Source organism: Stenotrophomonas sp. LST15-1-1.1 (genome assembly GCF_040815575.1).
Lineage (GTDB): Bacteria > Pseudomonadota > Gammaproteobacteria > Xanthomonadales > Xanthomonadaceae > Stenotrophomonas > Stenotrophomonas lactitubi_B.
This window is the reverse complement of sequence record NZ_JBFPNJ010000012.1, coordinates 513,694-531,212: the sequence shown is the minus strand read 5'-3', so window position 1 is coordinate 531,212 and position 17,519 is coordinate 513,694. Positions and strand designations below refer to the sequence as shown.

The 17,519-nt window shown below is 67.2% G+C and carries 12 protein-coding genes; 6 read left to right on the top strand and 6 right to left on the bottom strand.

Annotated features, from left to right (window positions below; genetic code table 11):
- Positions 1–20 precede the first annotated feature (20 nt).
- Genes metX through MRBLST15_RS10115 form a run of 3 tightly spaced genes read left to right on the top strand, consistent with a single transcriptional unit; the run spans position 21 to position 3,348 of the window.
- Entirely contained in the window at positions 21–1,052 is a 1,032-nt protein-coding gene (metX, locus tag MRBLST15_RS10125; RefSeq protein WP_265952316.1) for a homoserine O-succinyltransferase MetX, read from the top strand.
- Positions 1,049–2,284: an O-succinylhomoserine (thiol)-lyase gene (locus MRBLST15_RS10120; protein WP_265952315.1), complete on the top strand. Its 1,236-nt coding sequence runs from the start codon at positions 1,049–1,051 to the stop codon at positions 2,282–2,284. The genes metX and MRBLST15_RS10120 overlap by 4 nt, the downstream gene beginning before the upstream one ends.
- On the top strand, positions 2,281–3,348 hold the full coding sequence (locus MRBLST15_RS10115) for a homoserine dehydrogenase (RefSeq protein ID WP_367785822.1): 1,068 nt from the start codon (positions 2,281–2,283) through the stop codon (positions 3,346–3,348). Before MRBLST15_RS10120 ends, MRBLST15_RS10115 begins: the two co-directional genes overlap by 4 nt.
- A gap of 90 nt (positions 3,349–3,438) precedes the next feature.
- Here MRBLST15_RS10115 and MRBLST15_RS10110 read toward each other — a convergent pair whose 3' ends face one another.
- Both MRBLST15_RS10110 and MRBLST15_RS10105 read right to left on the bottom strand, forming a co-directional pair.
- Positions 3,439–4,434: an alpha/beta fold hydrolase gene (locus MRBLST15_RS10110; RefSeq protein WP_367785821.1), complete on the bottom strand. Its 996-nt coding sequence runs from the start codon at positions 4,432–4,434 to the stop codon at positions 3,439–3,441.
- Positions 4,435–4,555: 121 nt separating this feature from the next.
- Positions 4,556–5,938 carry an L-serine ammonia-lyase gene (locus MRBLST15_RS10105; protein ID WP_089236487.1) on the bottom strand — a complete coding sequence of 461 codons (1,383 nt, stop codon included), beginning with the start codon at positions 5,936–5,938 and terminating at the stop codon, positions 4,556–4,558.
- Between the two features lie 101 nt (positions 5,939–6,039).
- Between MRBLST15_RS10105 and MRBLST15_RS10100 the strand changes: the two genes are divergently transcribed.
- Positions 6,040–6,270, top strand: a complete 231-nt coding sequence (locus MRBLST15_RS10100; protein WP_265952311.1) for a glutaredoxin family protein — start codon at positions 6,040–6,042, stop codon at positions 6,268–6,270.
- 89 nt (positions 6,271–6,359) lie between these two features.
- Here MRBLST15_RS10100 and MRBLST15_RS10095 read toward each other — a convergent pair whose 3' ends face one another.
- From MRBLST15_RS10095 to MRBLST15_RS10085, 3 genes are read right to left on the bottom strand one after another with little or no spacing between them, the layout of a single operon-like run.
- Positions 6,360–6,932, bottom strand: coding sequence for a YceI family protein (locus MRBLST15_RS10095; protein WP_265952310.1), 573 nt, complete (start codon positions 6,930–6,932; stop codon positions 6,360–6,362).
- A gap of 3 nt (positions 6,933–6,935) precedes the next feature.
- Positions 6,936–7,508, bottom strand: a complete 573-nt coding sequence (locus tag MRBLST15_RS10090) for a cytochrome b (RefSeq protein ID WP_367785820.1) — start codon at positions 7,506–7,508, stop codon at positions 6,936–6,938.
- Complete coding sequence (locus tag MRBLST15_RS10085) at positions 7,505–8,149, bottom strand: YceI family protein (protein ID WP_367785819.1); 645 nt, start codon at positions 8,147–8,149, stop codon at positions 7,505–7,507. Before MRBLST15_RS10085 ends, MRBLST15_RS10090 begins: the two co-directional genes overlap by 4 nt.
- Positions 8,150–8,314: 165 nt before the next feature.
- Here MRBLST15_RS10085 and MRBLST15_RS10080 point away from each other — a divergent pair, with 165 nt between their 5' ends.
- The gene (locus MRBLST15_RS10080; protein WP_312705534.1) at positions 8,315–11,860 is read left to right on the top strand and encodes a sensor histidine kinase; all 3,546 of its coding nucleotides are present in this window, start codon (positions 8,315–8,317) and stop codon (positions 11,858–11,860) included.
- A gap of 96 nt (positions 11,861–11,956) precedes the next feature.
- Positions 11,957–15,487, top strand: a complete 3,531-nt coding sequence (locus MRBLST15_RS10075) for a hybrid sensor histidine kinase/response regulator (protein WP_367785818.1) — start codon at positions 11,957–11,959, stop codon at positions 15,485–15,487.
- Between the two features lie 539 nt (positions 15,488–16,026).
- Here the strand turns inward: MRBLST15_RS10075 and mdtD are convergent.
- A complete protein-coding gene (gene mdtD, locus MRBLST15_RS10070; protein WP_100553245.1) occupies positions 16,027–17,436 on the bottom strand; it encodes a multidrug transporter subunit MdtD in 1,410 nt (469 codons plus the stop codon).
- Positions 17,437–17,519 lie beyond the last annotated feature (83 nt).

Below are 17,519 nucleotides of genomic sequence, written 5' to 3'. Positions count from 1 at the left end.
TTTCCCTACCGGAACCCGCCATGAGCTTCGCCACCAGCACCGTGCTTCGCCCCGAACCCTTTGTCCCCGTCAGCGTGCCGGTCGATGACCGCGTGCACGCCGAGCGCGGCGAGTTCGCCGCAGTGCTGTCGATGCGTCATGCCGGCCCTTGCCCGGTGCGCCTGCGCTACGAGTGGGTCGGTCCGGTCAACGCACCGGTGGTGGTGCTGGCCGGCGGCATTTCCGCGCACCGCCATGTGGCCTCCAATGCGCAGTTCAGCGAAAAGGGCTGGGCCGAAGGCCTGGTTGCCAGTGGTCGCGCACTGGATCCGCAGCAGCTGCGTGTGCTCGCGTTCGATTTCATCGGCGCCGACGGTGCGTTGGATGTGCCGATCGATACCGCCGACCAGGCCGATGCGCTGGCATTGCTGCTGGATCACCTCGGCATCCGCACGTTGAAGGCGTTCGTCGGCTATTCCTACGGCGCGCTGGTCGGCCAGCAGTTCGCGATCCGCCACCGCGCACGGGTACGCCAGCTGGTGCTGGTCAGCGGCGCGCACCGCCCGCATCCGTATGCCGCCGCCTGGCGTGCGCTGCAGCGTCGTGCCGTGGCGCTAGGCCAGCTGCAGTGTGGCGAAGACCACGGTCTGGCGCTGGCCCGCCAGTTCGCGATGCTCAGCTATCGCACGCCGGAAGAATTCGGCGAGCGCTTCGACGCAGCACCGGAAGTAGTCAATGGCCGCGTCCGAGTCGCCGCCGAAGATTATCTCGACGCCGCAGGCGCGCAGTACGTCGCGCGCACGCCGGTCAATGCCTACCTGCGCCTGTCCGAGTCGATCGACCTGCACCGCGTGGACCCGAGCGCGATCCTGCCGCCGACCGTGGTGGTTGCCGTTGAAGGCGACCGCCTGGTACCGCTTGCCGACCTGGTCGGGCTGGTCGAGGGACTGGGCCCGCGCGGCAGCCTGCGCGTGCTGCGCTCGCCCTATGGCCACGACGCCTTCCTGAAAGAAACCGATCGCATCGACGCGATCCTCGCCACCGCCTTCCGCACTTCTGGAGAGTCCGCATGAGCCTGCACGCCGCTGAACCGTCCTGTTGTCGCACCACCGCCGCCGTCCGCGCCGGCATCGATCGGGACACCGCCCATGGCGCGGTCACGCCGCCGATCGTGCTGTCGTCGAACTTCAGCTTTGAAGGCTTCGGCAACAAGCGCCAGTACGACTACACCCGCAGTGGCAATCCCACGCGCGACCTGCTGGGCGAAGCGCTGGCGGAACTGGAAGGCGGCGCCGGTGGCGTGGTCACGGCCACCGGCATGGGCGCGATCAACCTGGTGCTGAACGCATTGCTGCAGCCCGGCGACACCCTGGTGGTGCCACATGATGCGTACGGCGGCAGCTGGCGCCTGTTCAACGCGCTGGCGAAGAAGGGCCATTTCGAACTGGTCACCGCCGACCTGACCGACCCGCGCGCGCTGGCCCAGGCACTGGCCACGCAGCCGAAGCTGGTGCTGGTGGAAACGCCATCCAACCCGCTGCTGCGCATCACCGACCTGCGCTTCGTCATCGATGCCGCGCACAAGGCCGGTGCGCTGGTGGTGGTGGACAACACATTCCTGTCGCCGGCCTTGCAGCAGCCCCTGTCGTTCGGTGCGGACGTGGTGCTGCATTCCACCACCAAGTACATCAACGGTCACAGCGACGTGGTCGGTGGTGCGGTGATTGCCCGCGATCCCGCCGTGCACGAACAGCTGGTGTGGTGGGGCAATGCACTGGGCCTTACCGGTTCGCCATTCGATGCGTTCCTGACCCTGCGCGGCCTGCGCACGCTGGATGCACGCCTGCGCGCGCACCAGGAGAATACTGCCGCGATCGTGGCACTGCTTGATGCGCATCCGGCTGTTGCCAAGGTCTACTATCCGGGCCTGGCCGATCATCCCGGCCACGCCGTTGCCGCCCGGCAGCAGAGTGGTTTCGGCGCGATGCTGTCCTTCGAACTGGCCAGCTGTGCCGGCGATGATCCACATGCGGCTGTGCGCGCGTTTGTCGATGGCCTGCGTTACTTCACGCTGGCCGAGTCGCTGGGGGGCGTGGAGAGCCTGATCGCGCATCCGGCAACCATGACCCATGCGGCGATGACGGCCGAAGCGCGCGCTGCCGCGGGCATCAGCGAAGGCCTGCTGCGGCTGTCGGTCGGTATCGAAGGCGAACGCGACCTGCTGGCTGATCTGGACGCCGCACTGGCACGCGCCGAAGCGGTGATCGACGCGGTGGCACGCGGCAAACAGGTAGCAGACGCATGAGCGCTTTGCCTGTCGAGATTCCGCTGCTGGGGACCGGCCGCCTGGCGCTGCTCGGAACCGGCACCGTCGGTTCGGCCTTCGTACAGCGCTACCAGGCGCTGCAGGCACGTGGGCTGGAGTTGCCCAGCGTGCAGTGGCTGGCCAATTCGCGCACGGCGCTGGCGATCGACCGTGATCTGGCGTTGCCGCTGGAACTGGCACGCCGTGCGCCACGTGATGGTCAGAGTTCGCCGCCGTGGGCCAGCGCCGAAGGGCTGGAGCGTGGTGACGTAGTGGTCGATGCCACCGCCAGCGAAGACGTAGCGGCGCGCCATGTGCAGTGGTTGGCGCGCGGCGTGCACGTGGTGACCGCCAACAAGCTCGGCCGTGGCGCGCAGCTGTCGCGTGCGCAGGCCATCGCCGACCGTTGCGCCGACAGCGGTGCGCGCTACGGCGACAGTGCCACCGTCGGCGCCGGCCTGCCGTTGCTCAGCAGCCTGCGTGCGCTGGTTGCCGGTGGCGACCACATCCATGCCATCGAAGGCGTACTTTCCGGCTCGCTGGCGTGGCTGTTCAATCGGTATGACGGCCAGTCACCGTTCTCGGCAGCGGTGCGTGAAGCGCTGGCGGCCGGCTACACCGAGCCGGACCCGCGACTGGATCTTTCCGGCGAGGATGTGCGCCGCAAGTTGTTGATCCTCGCGCGCAGCAGCGGCTTGGCGCTGGATGCTTCGCAGGTGCAGGTCTATTCACTGGTGCCGGATACGCTGGCAGCGTTGCCGCTGGACGATGCAGTGAACGCGCTGGAGCAGCTGGATGCACCGCTGCAGGCACGTTGGCAGCAGGCGCGCGCGAACGGTCGGGTGCTGCGTTTTGTCGGACGTGTGGATGGTGAGGGTGCGCAGGTAGGCCTGCGCGAACTGGCTGCCGACCACCCGCTGGCACAGGGTGCGGGTACCGACAACCGCGTGGCCATCCACAGCGATCGCTACCGCGCGCAACCGCTGTTGATCCAGGGGCCGGGTGCGGGTGCGGAAGTGACCGCAGCGGCGCTGCTGGATGACGTGCTGCGGATCGTGGGTTGACCCCAGCTGCCGCTGCGCTCGCCGGGCATGGCCCGGCGTTACCCACACCGATCTTCGTAGCGCCGGGGGATGCCCGGCGGCTATGGAAATTCACCGCGCCTTGAGTGCCTTCAACAATGCCGCATTGAACTGCTTCGGGTCCTGCACCTGCGGCGAATGGCCCAGTGCCGCGAACTCGATCAGGGTCGAGCCGGGTATCGCCGCCGCTGCCGCCTTGCCCAGTGCCGGGTAGTTGCCCAGCGTCGCCTTCAGTTCGGGTGATGCCTGGTCACGGCCGATCGCCGTGCGGTCCTTCTGGCCGATGAACAAGGTGGTCGGTACCTGCAGGTTCTTCAGTTCATGGACGACGGGTTGGTTGAACACCATGTCCGAGGTCAACGCCTGGCTCCAGGCGACCTGCTGCTTGCCCGGGCCTTCGTACATGCCCGACTGCATGCGCGCCCACGGTTCGTACGCCGGCTTCCACTTGCCGTCGTAGTACACGTCCAGCTGGTAGCGGCGGATGCTGTCATAGCTGATGTTCATTTCACCGGCATACCACGCGTCCACGCTGCGCCAGGGTACGCCCAGCGCCTTCCAGTCTTCCAGCCCGATCGGATTGACCAGCGACAGACTGCGCAGCTCCTGTGGATACATCAGCGCATAGCGGATGGCCAGCATGCCGCCCATCGAATGACCGACCACATGCACCGGCACGTCACCCAACTGCAGCTGCTGCAGCAGCGCATGGGTATTGTCGGCCAGCTGCCCGAAGGAATACTGGTAGCGCTCGGGTTTGCTCGATTTGCAGAACCCCACCTGGTCCGGTGCGATCACCCGGTAGCCTGCGGCCACCAGCGGCTTGATCGTCTCCTTCCAGGTCGCTGCGCAGAAGTTCTTGCCATGCAGCAGCACCACCACGCCGATCGGCGTCTTCTTCGGCGCGACATCCAGATAGGCCATTTCCAACGGCTGGCGCTGCGATTCCAGCGCAAAGGTCTTCACCGGATAGCCGTAATCGAACCCCTCCAGCCGCGGCCCGTAGGCCGGTGCAGCGAGAGCGGACAACGGAACGCAGGCAAGCAGGGCAGCAGCGATCACACGCATGGGACATTCCGGAGCAGGGGATGCCCGAGCCTAACCGGAAAGCGGGGACGGTGTTGTCCGCTGTAGAGCCGAGGCCATGCTCGGCTCCCTCATCAGCCGAGCATGGGCTCGGCTCTACAACTCAGCACTCGATGACGTTCACCGCCAGCCCGCCGCGGCTGGTTTCCTTGTACTTGTCCTGCATGTCACGGCCGGTATCGCGCATGGTCTTGATGACCTTGTCCAGCGACACCTTGTGCTTGCCGTCGCCGCGCATCGCCATGCGCGAGGCATTGATCGCCTTCACCGCACCCATCGCGTTGCGCTCGATGCACGGAATCTGCACCAGGCCACCGATCGGATCGCAGGTCAGGCCGAGGTTGTGCTCCATGCCGATTTCCGCCGCGTTCTCGATCTGGCTCGGGTTGCCGCCGAGCGCCGCGACCAGGCCACCGGCGGCCATCGAACACGCAACGCCGACCTCACCCTGGCAGCCCACTTCGGCGCCGGAGATCGAGGCGTTTTCCTTGTACAGGATGCCGATCGCCGCCGAGGTCAGCAGGAAGTCGAACACCCGCTGTTCGTTCGCGCCGGGGCAGAAGCGGTCGAAGTAGTGCAGCACCGCCGGCAGTACGCCCGCCGCGCCGTTGGTGGGTGCGGTGACCACGCGGCCACCGGCGGCGTTTTCTTCATTCACGGCCAGCGCATACAGATTGACCCAGTCCAGCGTGGTCAGCGGGTCGCGCATCGCCGCTTCCGGCTTCGACGACAGTTCGCGGTACAGCGCGGGTGCGCGGCGGCCCACTTTCAGGCCACCGGGCAGCACGCCTTCCTCACGGATGCCACGCGCCACGCAGGCCTGCATCGCGCTCCAGATCTCGCGCAGGTTGTCGCGGATCTCGTCTTCCGTGCGCCAGCACTTCTCGTTCTCGAACATCAACTGGGCGATGCTCAGGCCACTGCGTGCGGTCTGCGCCAACAGCTCGTCGCCGCTCTTGAATGGGTAGGGCAACGGCGTTTCGTCAGGCACGATGCGATCATCGGCCGCGTCGTCCTGGTTGACCACGAAGCCGCCGCCGACCGAGTAGTAATCGCGGGTGGCCAGCACTTCGTCATCGGCGTTGTACGCGGTGAAGCGCATGCCATTGGTGTGGTAGGGCAGCTTCTGCCGCTTGTTCAGGCCGAGGTCGCGCTTTTCGTCGAAGGCGATCTCGTGCTGGCCCATCAGCATGATCCGCTTGCTGCTGCGGATGCGCTCCAGCGTGGACGGAATGATGTCCGGGTCGATCAGGTTCGGACGCTGCCCTTCCAAGCCCAGCAGGATCGCCTTGTCGGTGCCGTGGCCGCGGCCGGTCAGCGCCAGCGAGCCGTACACGTCGGCACGGATGCGTGCGACCTCCCCCAGCTTGCCAGGGTCGAGCAGCCAGCGATGGATGAAGCGCTCGGCGGCCCTCATCGGCCCGACGGTGTGCGAGGAGCTCGGGCCAATGCCGATCTTGAAAACGTCGAACGTGCTGACAGCCATGGTTGCCGTACTGCGGGTACCGGGAGAGACCGCTATTCTAGCGGTTCACGCCGCACTTCCATGACTGCGGCGCAGCATTTCCGCCAAGGGAGCAAACCCCGGTGTTGACCCTGTTCCAGCGTGACGACTGCCATCTGTGTGACATGGCCCTGGCCGAACTGGCCAAGGCGCGGTCGCCCGAGTTCGAATCGGTGTTCCTGGATGACCAGCCGGCGCTGGAGACGCGCTATGGGGCGCGGGTGCCGGTGCTGCGCGATGAGTCTTGCGGGCGGGAGCTGGACTGGCCGTTCGATGCGGCTGCGGTGCAGGCCTGGTTGGCCGCGGGCAGGTAGCGCCGGGCCATGCCCGGCGAGCGCGTAGCGCGGCCATCGGGGGGAAGCCGCCGGGCATGGCCCGGCGCTACCGCGGACGCCAGGGCGTCTTATTTCGCGTCGAACTTCACGATCGTGCTGATCGCGGTTTCGTCCGGGATGGTCTTGGTATCGGCCCAGTCGCCACCGCCGACACCGAAGTCCAGTCGCTTGACCGTGGCCTTGCCGGTCAGCACCGGCTGTGCGCCGGGTTTCCAGGTGAAGGTGAAGGTGACCGGCTTGCTGACGCCGCGCAGTTCCAGCGTGCCATCGGCGGCGAACTGGTCGTTGCCAAGCGCGCGGAAGCCCTTGGCGGTATAGCGCGCGGTAGCGAACTTGCCGACGTTGAAGAAGTCCGCGCCCTGCAGGGTGGAGTCGCGGTCGCTGTTGCCGCTCTTGGCGCCGGCCAGCGGAATCACCACGTCCAGCGAACCAGCAGCCGGGTTGGCCGGGTCGAAGCTGAGCTTGGTGGCAAAACCCGGGAAGCTGCCGGTGAACACTTCACCGTCGTACTTGGTGGCAAAGGCCAGGAACGAACCGGCGCCAGGGGCCTGCGCGTAATCGGCGGCGAGCACCGGTGCGGTGGCCAGCAGGCCGGCAAGGGCGGCGGCCACGGCGGCCGGGGTGGTCAGTTTCAGGTTCATCGGTCAGTCCTTCTGGGGAGAGGCGAGCCAGCCGCGCGGCAACATCCGGGACAGGGTGGCATCGCGCTGGAACAGGTGGTGGTAGAAGGCAGCACCGGCATGGGCCAGTACCACCGCGATCAACAGCCAGAAGCCGTATTCGTGCAGGGCATGGGAAACCGCCACGACCTGCGGGTCCGGTCCGCTCAGCTTGGGCACTTCGACCAGACCGAACCAGCGGAACGGGCGCAGGCCGCTGGCCGAGTCGTACATCCAGCCCGACAACGGGATGGCGAACATCAGCACATACAGCAGCACATGGGTGGCGCTGGCGATGCGCTCCTGCCAGCTCGGCACGCCCGGTACCGGCTTGGGGGCACCGGCATACAGGCGCCAGCCCAGGCGCAGCACCACCAGTGCCAGCACGGTGATGCCGATCGACTTGTGCGCGGTATAGACCCAGAAGTACTTGGGCGTCTTCGGCAGCTCGCCCATGGTCAGGCCGACGATGCCCAGGGCGAGAATCAGCAATGCGATCAGCCAGTGCAGGGTCTGGCTGACACTCCCCCAGGCGGCGGGGGTGTTCTTGGCGGTCATGAAGGGTCCTTGGTGGCCGTCTGGCTGTCGGAGTGGGGTTGGGGCGCGGGAGTTCCCGGAGAGTCGCTGCGGTCGAGCGTGGCTTCAGCCTCGATCCGCACCTGTACCGCATCGCCGATCACGCCCGGCCAGGCGGTGATGCCGAAGGCGCGGCGGCTCAGTGTCGTGGTGGCGGAGAACCCTGCAGTACGCCGGAACGGCGGCAGCGGATAGCGTTTGACCTGGTTCAAGGTCACCTCCAGCGTGACTTCCTGGCTGACCCCGCGCAGGGTCAATGTCCCGGTCACGTGGGCACGCTTCGCGTCGATCGGTTCGACGTGGTGGGAGACGAAGCGGGCAATGGGAAAGCGTTCACCATCGAGCAGGCTGCGCGCCAGCGTGGCTTGGTTCCACTTGGCATCGCCAAGGTCCAGTCGCGCCACCGGAATCTCGACGTCCAGTGTCGCATCGCGCCAGTTGTCGCTATCGAACTGCAACTGGCCCTGGCTTCCGGAGATCGTACCCAGCGCCTGCGAGTAACCGGCATGGTCGATCGCGAACAACACCCGGGTGTGCACCGGATCGATGCGGTAGGCATCGTTGCCTGCCCAGGCGGGGGCGACGGCAAGCAGCATCGGCAGCAGGGCCAGGCAGTGGCGCATCGGCGGTGGACTCCGGGAAAAAGACCGTCCGATCATACCCATAGCCCTTGCGCAACGCTGTGTGCACGGCTGCAACAGTTCGTGGTGCCGATGTGGCCGGAAACAGGCTGTTGCAGCGATGGCTGCAGCCCTGTGTGACAATCGGCACAGGACAGGGGGTTCAGGATGACGAGCGGCTGGCGCCGGTGGTGCCAAGGCATTGCAGGAGCAGGTCTGGTGCTGTTGGCGCTTTCCGCTGCAGCCGCGACCTTGGACATGGCCGGTGAAACACCGCGCCTGCGCCGTTTCGGCGCGGCCGAGGGGCTGCCCTCGCGCATGGTGGTCGCGCTGGCCGAAGACCGCCAGGGCCGCGTGTGGGCTGCCACCGATGGCGGTCTGGCCCGCTATGACGGCGGTGAACTGCGGGTGTGGCAGCACGACCCTGCACGGCCGGACTCGCTGCCCGGCAACGAGATCGAAACCCTGCTGGTCGACCCGCTCGATCGGGTATGGGTCGGCATCAACGGCAAGGGGCTGGCCCGCCTGGATGCCGATCGCGAGCGCTTCAAGACCTTCGATTCCGTCACTGACGGGTGCCAGGGGCAGTTCTGGACCTTGGCCTACGCCGAGGACGCTCTGTGGATCGGCAGCAGCAGCCACGGGGTCTGCCGCTTCGGCGAAGATGGCTCATTGCGACATTTCCAGCATGATCCGGCGCAGCCCGGTGGGCTGCCCAGCGACACCGTCTTCAGCAGTCTGGTTGATGCGCAGGGACGGCTGTGGGTGGGAACCGAAGCCGGCGTGGCGCGCTGGAATGGCCAGGCCTTTGAAGTTGTGGCGCCGAGCGAACTGGCGGCGGTCAGTGTGCTGCGGTTGAGCCGCGATGCCGATGGCGCAATCTGGGTCGGCACACAGAACGACGGCCTGTATCGCATCGATGCGCAGGATCGGGTGACGCGCCCGGCCTGGGCCGACAGCGCCGGCCTGCGCTCGGCCTTGGTGCTGCCCGACAGCCGCGGAGGCTACTGGGCGGGAACCTCCGATGGCCTGCTGCGCGGTGACGGCCAGGTGCTGCGCAAACTGGAGGGCGACCGTGGCAGTGGCTTCCTGACCGGCCATAGTGGCGTGCTCGACCTGCTGCAGGATCATGAGGGAGGGCTGTGGGTCGCGTTGTTGACCCAGGGCCTGGCCTACCTGCCGCCAGACTGGCGGCGTTTTTCGACCTGGTACCAGGTTGATGGCAAGCCGCTGGACAGCCAGTACCTGCTGAGTGCCGCCAGCGATGGTCGCAGCTACTACGTCGGTTCTGCGCACGGTGTCTACCAGATCGATGCGCAGGGGACATTGAGCCTGCTGGCCAGCGACCGCGAGCTGGGCGGCGGTGCGGTGTGGTCGGTGCTGCCACGTCCCGATGGACGGCTGTGGCTGGGCCGCGCGGGACGCATCAGCGTCTATGACCCGGCCACCCGTGCGCTGCGCGACTGGCGCATCGGCGGCGGCTCCGACCTGCGACAGCGGATCGATCTGATGCGGCAGGCGCCTGATGGCACGGTCTGGGTGTCGGTGATGAATCTGGGCCTGCAGCAGCGCAGTGCCGAGGGCCGCCTGTTGCGCAGTTTCGATGGCGCCATGCTGCGTGGTGATACCGATGCACCGGTCGAACAGATCCGCTTCGATGCCACCGGGCGGGCCTGGGTGATGGGGGAAACGGGGATCATGCGCGAGCAGGGTGACCGCTTCGAAGCGGTGCCGGGCGTTTCCCGGGGGCCGATCTATGACCTGGTATGGATCGATCCCCGGCAGATGTGGATCGCACGCCAGGGCGCATTTGAACGCTACCAGTGGGACGGCCTGAGCCTGCGCCTGATCCAGCGCGTCGATGCCAGCGCCGGCGTGCCGCCGGTCAGCATGGGGGGGCTGGCCCTGGCCGCAAACGGACAGTTGTGGGCGACGACTCCGCGTGGCCTGCTGCGCTGGGATCCGAAACAGCGTCGTCTGCAGATCTTCAACGAGCGCGACGGCCTGCTCGATGCCGAGTTCACCGGACGCCCACCGGCGATCGATGCCGATGGGCGGGTGCTGGCCGTTACCCAGACCGGCATGGTGGGTTTCGATCCGAATGCTGCGGATGTCGAACTGCCACCGTCGCAGCTGGTGATCGCGCAGGTGCGCGTACGTCGTGATGATGCGCGCGGCTGGCAGCCCTTGCCGACCTCCGGCCTGCTGTTGCTGGGACCCGATGACCGTGACCTGCAGATCGATGCGCGGCTGCTTTCCTACGCCAACCCGCAGGGCAACCGTTACCGGTTCCGCGTGGATGGCTACGACCAGAACTGGGTGGAACAGGGCGGGGATGGCCAGCGTACGTTGTCGCGGCTGCCGCCCGGGGCGTATTCGATCGAGGTGCAGGCCGCATCGGCCAGTGGCCCGTGGACACCCTCGCAGCAGTTGCACATCAAGGTATTGCCGCCCTGGTGGCGCAGCGGCATGGCGATTTTCGGCTATGTGATGCTGGGCTCGCTGTTGCTGTTGGCACTGCTGTGGTCGATCCGCAGGCGGCTGCGGCGGCGCCAGCAGTGGCAGCTGACGGTGCACAAGCAGCAGATCGCCGAGCAGGCATCGCAGGCCAAGAGCCGCTTCCTGGCGACGCTGGGCCACGAAGTGCGCACGCCGATGACCGGCGTACTGGGCATGAGTGAACTGCTGCTGGCCACCGAGCTGGACCCGGTACAGCGCAGCTATGCTGGCTCGATCCAGCAGGCCGGCAGCCATCTGCTGCGGCTGGTCAATGATGCGTTGGACCTGGCACGGATCGAGGCCGGCCGGCTTGAACTGGATATCCGGCCGTTCGATCTGGGCGGACTGCTGGACCAGGTGCAGGCGCTGATGCAGCCGATGGCACAACAGCGCAGGCTGGCGTTCCAGCGCGGGGATGCATTGCCCGGCCCGATCAGCGTCAGTGGCGATGAGATGCGTGTCCGCCAGATCCTGCTGAACCTGCTGGGCAACGCGATCAAGTTCACCGAGCGCGGCCATGTCGGTCTGGCGGCGCGGCTGGACGATGATGGCGGCGCGGTGACCTTCGAGGTCAGCGACAGCGGGCCGGGCATCAATGCCGAGCAGCAGCAGCGCCTGTTCCACCGCTTCGAACAGGCCGATGGCCCGCGCACCGCGTCGCGCTATGGCGGCAGCGGGCTGGGCCTGGCGATCTGCCAGGAGCTGGCCGTGGCGATGGGCGGCCGCATCGATGTCGACAGCCAGCCGGGGCGTGGCGCACGTTTCGCCGTGCGGCTGCCGCTGCCCTGGAGCCGGCAGCAGGCCTCCAGCCCTGGCGAGGCCCCGTCGCCGACGCTGCCTGCGCTGCGCATCCTGCTGGTCGAGGATGATGCGACCGTTGCCGAGGTCATTGCCGGACTGCTGCGCGGGCGCGGCCATGAGGTGGTGCATGTGCTGCATGGCCTGGGCGCACTGTCGGAGATATCCACGGAGGGGTTTGATGTCGGCCTGCTCGATCTGGACCTGCCGGCACTCGACGGCACCGCGATCGCCCGCCAGCTGCGCGCGATGGGCTACGAGTTGCCGTTGGTGGCAGTTACCGCGCGCTCGGATGCCTATGCCGAGGCCCAGGTGCTTGCGGCCGGATTCGATGGTTTCCTGCGCAAGCCGGTGACCGGCGACCTGCTGGTGGCGGCGATTGCCCAGGCGCGTAGCAAGCGCCAGATCATCAGCTGAGTACGACAACTTGCGGCGTGAATCGCGCAACTTTCGGTTTACCATGCCGACGCCCACGGCGTGGGCATCATCAACAGCAGCGTGAGGAGGCCATCGGTGGTGTATCTGCGGGCAGTGACGCTGCTGATGCTGCTGCTGTGCTGCCTGGCCCCGGCTGCCGCGCAGCCGGTGCCACCTTCGCCGCGGCAGGTCACCGTGTTCGATGGGCTGCCATCCAACACTGTCAACCGCATGGCCGAAGACCGCTACGGCTACCTGTGGATTGCCACCAACGATGGCCTGGCCCGCTACGACGGGCGCAACTACCGCATCTGGCGTTCCGAGGACGGCCTGCGCGACAACCGCATCTGGAGCGTGCTGGTCGATGCCCGGAACGAGTTGTGGATAGGCACTGAAAATGCCGGTCTGGTGCGGATGTCGGCCGATCGCCGGCAGCTGCGCTTCTACGACCGCAGCAGCCAGCCACTGATGGGCAGCAATACGGTCTGGAGCCTGGCTGCGACGCCGGATGGCGCGATCTGGTTCGGCACCCACGAGGGCGGCCTGTACCGGCTGGACAGCAATGACCGCCTGCAGCGGTTCCTGCCCGAAGCCAACAACCCGCGCAGTCTGCCGGCCGCCTCGGTACCGTACCTGGCCACGCTTGCCGACGGCAGCCTGTGGGTCGGTACCAAGCATGGCGTGGCGCGCTGGACCGGCACCGATTTCGAACGTATCGGCGGCGACCTGGTGCCCAGCCTGCTGATCAATGGGCTGACCGCCGAGCCCGACGGCAGCCTCTGGATCAGCACGATGGCCGGGGCCACCGTGCGCCGCCCGGATGGCCGTTTCGAATCCGTGCCCTGGACATTGCCGGCCGGCGACCAGGTGCTGGGCATGATGCTGCGCGACGAGCAGGGCGGGCACTGGCTGGATACCCGCAGTGGCCTGGGCCGGGGCATCGATGGCCGTTACCAGACAGTGCCGCTGTACAGCGCCATCGCCCGTGGCCTGGTGCGGCCGAACTGGACCGGCGCCTATGAGGACCGCGAAGGTGGCATCTGGCTGGCCAGCACCAATGCCGGCCTGTGGCATCTACTGCCGCGCTGGTGGCAGTTCTCGGTGTTCTCGCGGCTGGAGGATGATCCGTCCTCGCTGCGCAATTCCTATGTGCTGGGCACCAGCCCCTCCAGCAATGGCGGCGTGTGGACCGTCGGCAGCCATGGCGCGCTGGACCGATTCAATCCACGCACGGGCGTGATCGAGCAGCACCGCACCTTCGTCAACGGCATGCACTGGCTGACCTCGGTGCGCGAAGACCGGCAGGGACGGGTGTGGGTGGGCTCGACCGACGCCTTGATGCGCTACGACCCGCGCCGGGGCGAACTGCGGCGTTGGGGGCGTGACTCCGGCGCGGATGCGACCATGGAAGGCAATATCGAGGCGATGATGACCTGCGATGGCGACAGCCTGTGGTTGATGCTGTCGGCGGGCCTGCAGCAGCGCGACCTGGACGGGCACGTGCGCCGGCAGCTGGAAAACGGCCAGGACGGTCTGCAGGCCGGTCAGCTCAATCTGGACGTGGAGTGCGGCCCGCAGGACCGCATCTGGCTGGCCAGCAGCCGCGGCCTGCTGCAATGGCAACCGGATGCGCAGCGCTTCCAGCCGGTGCCCGGTGCGCCGGCCACGGCGGTGTATGCCCTGCACGTCGGCAAGGACGGCCAGGTCTTGTTGTCCGAAGATGGTCGCCTGTCGCGCTACCTCTGGAGCCAGGGCAGGCTGGAACGGCAGGCGGTGGTGGGCGCGGAGCAGGGCTATCCGGCGATTTCCGCCACCGGTCTGGTGGTCGACGCACAGGGCGTGGCGTGGGCGACCAGTGCCCGTGGCCTGGTGCGCGTCAGTGCGGATGGCGAGAGCGTACGCCTGTACGGGGTGCACGATGGGCTTCCCAGCCAGGAGTTCCGCGAACACACCCTGATCGCCTCCGCCGCTGGGCGCATGGTGGCCGGTACCCCCGCTGGCGTGGTGGTATTCGATCCCGAGCAGGTGCGGCCTTCCACCCGGCGCGCGCCGCTGGTGATCGAGCGGGTGGAGGTGCGCCGCAACGAACAGCTGCTGGACCTGACCCATGACACGCCGCTGCAGATCGCCGATGGCGACCGCGACCTGCGTATCGTCGCGCGCCTGTTGTCGTTCGCCGATTCGGCCTCCAACACTTACCGCTACCGGTTGGCCGGCTACGACCCGGATTGGGTCGAGGTGGGCCCGGCAGGCGAGCGCCTGTTCTCGCGCCTGCCACCCGGCGCCTACCGGCTGGAAGTGCAGGCGCGCTCGGCCGACCACGTGTGGTCGCGGGTGCAGACCCTGGAATTCCACGTACAGCCGCCTTGGTGGCGCAGTTTGTCCGGGCTGCTGGTGCTGGCCTCGATCGCGCTGCTGCTGACCAGCTGGTTCGCCTGGTTGTACCGGCGCCGGCTGCAGCGCCAGCACGCCTACCAGCTCGCTCTGCACAAGCAGGATCTGGCCGAACATGCATCGGCGGCCAAGACGCGGTTCCTCGCCAATCTCGGCCATGAAATCCGCACGCCGATGACCGGCGTGCTGGGCATGAGTGAACTGCTGCTGGCCTCGCCGCTGGATCCGCAGCAGCGCGGCTACACCCAGTCGATCCGGCATGCCGGTGAGCACCTGCTGCATCTGGTCAACGATGCGCTGGACCTGGCGCGGATCGAATCGGGGCGCCTGGAACTGCAATCCAATGCGTTCAGTCTCAATCGCCTGCTGCAGGATCTGGCCGCACTGATGGGGCCGTTGGCTGCGCAGAAGGGCCTGCGCTTCATCCTCGACAACCAGTTGCCTGCCGGGCTGCAGGCGACGGGTGATGCGATGCGGGTGCGGCAGATTCTGCTCAACCTGCTGTCCAACGCGGTCAAGTTCACCAGCCGCGGCAGCATCACGTTGCACGCGCGCTGCGAAGAGGGCAGCCGTGGGCTGTACTTCGAGGTGCGCGATACCGGCCCCGGCATCAGCCAGGAACAGCAGCAGCGCTTGTTCCGGCGCTTCGAGCAGGCCGACGGCGCGCGCACTGCCGCGCAGTACGGCGGCAGCGGCCTGGGGCTGGCGATCTGCCGCGAACTGGCGCTGGCGATGCAGGGACGGATCCGGGTGGAAAGCCAGCTGGGCAATGGCACCTGCTTCGGTGTCAGCCTGCCACTGCCGCTGCAACAGGGTGCGGCCAGCGACGGAGGTGCCGACAGCGATGCTGCCGCCGCTGTGGACAACATGCCTTCGCTGCGGGTGTTGCTGGTGGAGGACGATGCGACCGTGGCCGACGTGGTGTGTGGCCTGCTCACCAGCCGCGGCCATGAGGTGATCCACGCTGCCCATGCGCTGGCCGCACTGCGTGAAATCAGCGCGGGTGATTTCGACGTCGGTCTGCTCGATCTGGATCTGCCGGGCCTGAGCGGTTTCGAACTGGCCCAGCACCTGCGCAACCAGGGGTACACGCTGCCGCTGCTGGCGGTGACGGCGCGCACCGATCCGGATCTGCAGCAGCAGGTGGAAGCGGCCGGCATCGGTGGTTTCCTGCGCAAGCCGGTGACCGGTGAGCTGCTGGTGGAAGCGATCGCCCGCGTGCTGGGGCGATAGGGGTTCGGCAGGGCTGCGCCCTGCACCTGCAGAGGCCAGAGCAACGGCAACGGCCGAAGCAACAGCAACAGCTGGCTATCCGTGGGATGGCGGGGTGGGTCCGGTTGCGGGGGACGCTGCAAGTACGTCCATGTAAGCTCGGTCGCGCCATCCATGGCGCTCACGCCCCCGCAACCGGACCCACCCCGCCTTCGACAGATTTCCGCGATCTGTCGGAATGGCGTTCTGTGTTGGCTCTTGGGGTCAGATCCGTTTTCCGATGGAAAACGGATCTGACCCCAGAATTATTTCGATATCTGACAGAGATTCATCCACGCATGGCGTGAATCCATCAGCCACCAGAAATCCATCGAAGGTGGGGCGGTGTCGGATTGCGGGGTGTCAGCCGCATGGATGCGGCTGCCAAGCCTACAGGGACGTACTTGCGGCGTCCCCGCACTCCGACACCGCCCCACCATCCCACGGATAGCCCGCTGTTGCCGTTGCTGTTGCTTGCGCAGTGGCCTCTGCAGGTGCAGGGCGCAGCCCTGCCGAACCCACTACTCCGCTACGTGCTCGACCTCGCGCGGCTCCGGCTTGGTGTCGGGCAGCTGCCAGAAGATCAGCGTCGAGGTCAGGGTGATCGCGCCGACGCACAGGAACGTGGCGTGCAGCGCCGCCGTCGCGCCGTGGCCTTCCAGCTGCGTACCGAATGCGGCCAGCAGGCTGCCTGCAGCAGCCGCACCGAAGCCGGCGGCGAGCATCATCACCATCGACAGCAGGCTGTTGCCGGAACTGGCGAACTCGCGATCCAGGTCGCGCAGGGTGACAGTGTTCATCACGGTGAACTGCAGCGAATTGACCGCGCCGAAGAAGGCCAACTGCAGCAGGCGCACGCTCAGGTGCTGGCCCGGCGTCATCAGGATGAAGCTGGCCATTGCCAGGCCGACCAGTACGGTGTTGGTCATCAGTACCCGACGATAGCCGTAGCGTTCGACCAGCTTCACCGCCAGCTTCTTCGACACCATGCCCGCGGCCGCCACCGGCACCATCATCAGGCCGGCGTTCATCGGCCCGAGGCCAAGGCCGACCTGCAGCAGCAGCGGAATCAGCATCGGCATGGCACTGCTGCCGATGCGCGAGAACAGGTTGCCGAGAATGCCGATGCGATAGCTGGGCACGCGGAACAGCGCCAGCGAGAACAGCGGTGCCGTTGAATTGGCCGCATGCAGCCAGTAGCCGACCAGCGCAGCCAGGCCGGCTACGGTCATCAGCATCACCAGCGCGTGCGGCGTGCCGAGCCCGGAGATGCCATCCAGCGCCAGCGACAGCACCACCATCGCAAAGGCCAGCATGGCGTAGCCGCGCAGGTCGAAACGGGTGCGGTGGCTGGCGTAGTGGTCGGGCATGATCTTCATCGCAGCGATGAAGCCGATGACGCCGATCGGCAGGTTGATCAGGAACACCCAGTGCCACGATGCGATTTCGACCAGCCAGCCGCCCAGTGTCGGGCCGATCAGCGGACCCACCAGGGCCGGAATGGCGATGAAGCTCATCGCACGCAGGAAGTCCTCGCGCGGCACCGAGCGCATCACCGCCAGGCGCCCGACCGGCAGCAGCATCGCACCACCGATGCCCTGCAGCACGCGTGCGCCGACCAGCTGGTGCAGGTGCTGGGCCAAGGCGCAGGCCAGCGAGCCGAGAGTGAACAGGATGATCGCCACCAAGAAGGTGCGACGGGTGCCGTAGCGGTCGGCGATCCAGCCGGAGGCGGGGATGAAGGTGGCCACGGCCAGTGCGTAGCTGAAGACCACCGACTGCATCTGCAGGGGGCTTTCGCCGAGGCTGGCCGCCATCGCCGGCAACGCCGTGTTGACGATGGTCGAGTCCAGCATCTGCATGAAGATCGCCAAGGACACCAGCCACAGCAGGGGACGCTGGCGGGTGTAGGTCGATGGCGCTGTGGACATGGGGTGTGGCCGGTGCAACGTGGGGGCGCCATCATCGCGCACTGCGGGTCACGGCGCGATCAACATCGCGCCGCGACTGCATG